Below are 3,769 nucleotides of genomic sequence, written 5' to 3'. Positions count from 1 at the left end.
TATTAATACAGGTGCACAATTCGCTGGTGTACTTACTCCCATGTTAATAGGATTTTTAGTCGATGCTTTTGACGGTTCTTATACAGTTGCTTTTATTATGCTGATTATGTTTGCTCTATTGTGTGCTGGGTCTTTATTTTTAATTCGCCCTAAGAAAGAGGTTCCTTCTTTCAAAAAAAACGTTAGTTAGGAGATGGAAAAATTGACTGCTCTATCAGAAAAAATTACAAATTTAATAGATAATAAACGCACCTTATTTACACAGCTAAGTGATCAAATATGGGAGTTTGCAGAAACCAGATTTGAGGAATTCCGTTCAGCTGATTTGCTTTGTGAAGCAATGGAAGAGGAAGGGTTTGAAGTAAAAAAGGGAATAGCGGGTCTTGAAACGGGCTTTATCGCCTCCTATGGATCTGGGCATCCGGTCATTGCGATTCTCGGTGAATACGATGCTTTGGCAGGACTAAGTCAACAAGCAAGCAGCCATAAGTTTGAGCCCATTATGAAAAATGGAAATGGCCATGGCTGCGGACATAATTTGCTTGGAGTAGGTTCGTTAGCGGCAGCTATTGCGGTTAAGGATTATATGAAGGAACATAAGCTTACTGGAACTGTACAATATTTTGGCTGTCCGGCCGAAGAAAGTGGATACGGAAAAACATTTATGGCAAGAGACGGTTTTTTCAAAGATGTTGATGCTGCCTTCTCATGGCATCCTGCCACCATGAATGCTGTTATGAACTCCACTGCTAATGCGGTCATCCATGCACACTTTAAATTTAAAGGGAGAAGTGCCCATGCCGGTGCAGCACCACATTTAGGAAGAAGCGCTTTAGACGCAGTTGAACTGATGAACGTTGGAGTCAATTATATGAGAGAACACACGATTGATGAAGCTCGGATTCATTATGCTGTAACCAATACAGGGGGATTGGCTCCAAACGTCGTTCAAGCTGAGGCGGAAGTGACTTATTTAATCCGGGCACCGAAACCATATCAAGTAAAAGAGCTTTATGACAGGGTAGTAGACTGTGCCCGCGGTGCGGCACTTATGACGCAAACAAAGGCAGATTACGAAATTCAAGGTTCCTGCCATAATTTAATTCCTAATCTGACACTTGAAAAGGTAATGCACCAATATATGCAAGAAATAGGAGCTCCTCTTGCTACTGAACAGGATATAAACTATGCAAAAACCATCTATGAAACGTTGACGGACGAGGAGAAGCGTACGGCAGCTTTACAAGTTGGAAAACAGGGAGCTACTCAATTAGCCGAACGACCGATTGCCGACTTTATCGCCCCATTTTCTGAAAAAGAAACATTTATGGGAGGTTCTACGGATGTTGCCGATGTTAGCTGGAATGTACCAACAGCGCAATGTGTTACTTCCACCTGGGCGTTTGGTACACCGTTTCATACTTGGCAAGCTGTGGCACAAGGTAAAGAAAGCTATGCCCATGATGCCATGTTATTAGCTGGAAAAGCAATCGCATGTACTGCTATTGCGGCTCTTGATAACACGGAATTACTTGAAAAGGCGAAGAAGGAATTAGCAGAAAGGCTTGAAGGGGAAACCTATGAGTCTCTAATTCCAAAAGAACTTACACCTCCGAAATATAAACAAAAAGTACATCAAACAATATGAAACAAATGAAACAAAGGGACGGTTCTTATGGCTTTTAGGCATAAGGACCTTTTCTTTATAGGGAGTGAGCATATGACTTTTACGAGTTTAAGAGAATTAATGGAAGTTGCTGAAAAAGAGAAAACAACCATTGCGGATTTAATGATATATACAGAGGTACAACAGAAGGGTGATCCTAGAGAGACGATACTTGAAAAAATGACTGAGCAATTTGCAGTGATGGAGGAGGCCGTCCGAAAAGGAACGATGAGTCCCGTTATGTCCCGTACCGGTTTGACAGGCGGGGACGGGCACCGCCTTCACCAATATGCCCAAAATGGGAATACCTTTGTCAACCCTGCGACATTAAGTGCTGCAGCGAATGCGCTCGCGGTTTCAGAGGTAAATGCGGCGATGGGGCGGATTGTGGCAACACCGACAGCAGGCTCAGCAGGAATCTTGCCGGCTGTACTGGTCCATGCCCTTGACAGTGGAAAATTTACCCGTAAGCAAATTGTCCAGTCCATGTTTACTGCCTCCGCCCTTGGCTTAGTTATTGCGAATAAAGCGTCAATCTCAGGGGCAGCCGGCGGGTGCCAGGCTGAAGTCGGATCTGCAACAGCCATGGCAGCCGGCACCCTTGTTGAGCTGGCTGGTGGTACACCGACTCAGGTTGGAAATGCTGTTGGAATCGCCTTGAAAAATTCACTAGGGCTGGTTTGTGACCCAGTGGCCGGGCTGGTGGAAATCCCGTGTATCATTCGCAACGGTTTACATGCGATTACAGCACAAGCTGCAGCAGATATGGCGTTAGCAGGGATAGTCAGCACCATCCCTCCGGATGAGGTAGTCCATGTGATGCATGAGGTAGGACAGCAAATGCCTGAATCGTTGAGAGAAACGGGGATAGGTGGTCTTGCTGGAACTCCAACAGGAAAGAAATTAAAAGAACAGATCTTCAGTGAAAAAGCTAGTAGCTGTGGTCCAGCAAAATACCAAAGTGCCTATGAAATTATCGGCCCTGTAATGGTTGGCCCTTCAAGTTCGCATACGGCAGGGGCTGTTCGAATTGCGAATATCGCCTACCAGCTGTTGAATGAAAAACCATTATATGTAAGGTTCTCATTAATGGGCTCCTTCGCTGAAACCTATCAGGGACACGGAACAGACTTAGCGCTGTTGGCAGGTGTTATGGGATTATCGACTCTAGATGATGGCATTCCAAATGCAAAGGCAATTGCCGAAGAACAGGGCTTACAATATGAATTTACGAAAAGGGTGCTTGGAAGTTATCACCCTAACACCGTTCTTGTAGAATTATCAGGGGCTTCACGTACTATAAAGGTGTTGGGCAGTTCTTTGGGTGGAGGCAAGGTGGAGGTTCAGGAAATGGATGATTATCCGTTAAAATTCTCCGGCGAACGGCCGACACTTGTGATCCGTCATACCGACCGAAAAGGGGTTATCTCAGAGTTATCGGGGATTCTTTATCAAAAAGGGTTTAACATTGCCCGCATGGCTAATGAACGTTCAAAAATTAATGGTCCTGCGATAACGGTTTGCGAAATTGATAATAAAATCGAAGAAACTGTCTTAGCTTTATTAAAAAAAGAGCTTCCAATTATTGATGAAATTGTCATGGTTCAAACTAAGTAGTTGTCTAGTAAGTGCTTTAACCACATGATCGGCGTATAATATAGGGGCTGTCCAATAACAAAGGGGAGCCCCTTTTATAAGGAATCCGGAGACTTTGTAAAAGGTTATTCTTATTTCAAATGTGTTTTTATCTTTTTAGCAATGATGTCTGTTGCTTTTTTCGGATTTAAACGATATAAAAAGTCCATTATTTTCGCATCATTTCCAGCTAATACTCGGTATTTTTTATTTTCCATTCCTTTAATAATGATCGCAGCAGCTTCATTTGGGCTGAGCATCTTATATGAATGGTTATCAGCACCTTCTAATTCAATTCTAGCATTTTGGACGATGTTCGTGTCGACTCCACCAGGAAAGACGATAGTTACGCCTACATTGGTATCTCTAAGCTCTAAATGAAGGCCTTCTGTTAACATTTTAACGGCCGCTTTAGAAGCTGCGTAAACCGATTGAAGCGGCACAGGAAGGAATCCCCCCATGCTTGAT

Annotated in this window: 3 protein-coding genes and 1 pseudogene; 3 read left to right on the top strand and 1 reads right to left on the bottom strand. The window is 43.5% G+C overall.

The genetic code is table 11. The annotated features are described in order from the left end of the window. From V7659_RS09945 to sdaAA, 3 genes and pseudogenes are all read left to right on the top strand, one after another. Nucleotides 1-190, top strand: a pseudogene (locus V7659_RS09945) (MFS transporter); the annotation flags it as partial. Nucleotides 191-202: 12 nt separating this feature from the next. Next, complete coding sequence (locus V7659_RS09940) at nucleotides 203-1,648, top strand: M20 family metallopeptidase (RefSeq protein WP_335539792.1); 1,446 nt, start codon at nucleotides 203-205, stop codon at nucleotides 1,646-1,648. A gap of 72 nt (nucleotides 1,649-1,720) precedes the next feature. Beyond that, nucleotides 1,721-3,283, top strand: a complete 1,563-nt coding sequence (gene sdaAA, locus V7659_RS09935; protein ID WP_335539790.1) for an L-serine ammonia-lyase, iron-sulfur-dependent, subunit alpha — start codon at nucleotides 1,721-1,723, stop codon at nucleotides 3,281-3,283. 110 nt (nucleotides 3,284-3,393) lie between these two features. Here sdaAA and V7659_RS09930 read toward each other — a convergent pair. Beyond that, nucleotides 3,394-3,769 (bottom strand): SDR family NAD(P)-dependent oxidoreductase (locus tag V7659_RS09930; RefSeq protein WP_335539788.1); only part of this gene is annotated, 376 nt, incomplete at its 5' end.

It is taken from the genome of Neobacillus drentensis, assembly GCF_036966985.1.
Taxonomy (GTDB): Bacteria; Bacillota; Bacilli; order Bacillales; family Cytobacillaceae; genus Neobacillus; species Neobacillus drentensis_E.
The sequence above is the reverse complement of the archived record's forward strand: the minus strand, read 5'-3'. Positions and strand labels throughout refer to the sequence as shown.

Bases quoted from the DNA above. Each gene is read 5' to 3' on its own strand.
- sdaAA (WP_335539790.1), top strand. From the start codon at position 1,721: ATGACTTTTACGAGTTTAAGAGAATTAATGGAAGTTGCTGAAAAAGAG.